The organism is Paenibacillus xylanexedens (assembly GCF_007676705.1).
Taxonomy (GTDB): Bacteria; Bacillota; Bacilli; order Paenibacillales; family Paenibacillaceae; genus Paenibacillus; species Paenibacillus xylanexedens_C.
Map to the genome: position 1 here is coordinate 1 of NZ_VEBF01000121.1, position 322 is coordinate 322.

Annotated in this window: 1 protein-coding gene; it reads left to right on the forward strand. The window is 49.4% G+C overall.

Going from position 1 to position 322, the window contains the following annotated elements; all coding sequences use genetic code 11:
* Positions 1–96: 96 nt before the first annotated feature.
* The coding region (locus tag FS628_RS30315) for a Jag N-terminal domain-containing protein (protein WP_260871239.1) at positions 97–322 on the forward strand (226 nt) is incomplete at its 3' end.

A 322-nucleotide genomic window follows, 5' to 3' on the forward strand; every position in this document is an offset into this window, starting at 1 on the left:
GAAGGCGAAGCAGAATAGCTCTTCGAAAAATGGAGGTAAACGGAAAAAGGGTGGCAAAGCGAGGGTCTGTGGAAAAGGGTGGAAAGGGGGGAAAAAATGGAAATGAGGAAAGTGATTAGGTCAGGAAAAAGGGTTGAAGATGGTGTAAAGGAAGGATTGAGGGAGGTTGGGGTGAGTGGGGAGAAGGTGGAGATAGAAGTGTTAGAGGAGGGGTCAAAAGGATTGCTGGGTTTGATGGGGGTGAAGGCGGGGAAAGTTGAAGTAAAAGTATTGGGTGTAGGGGAAGTTGTTGAAGAGGGGATGAAGGGAGGGGCGGAGGTAG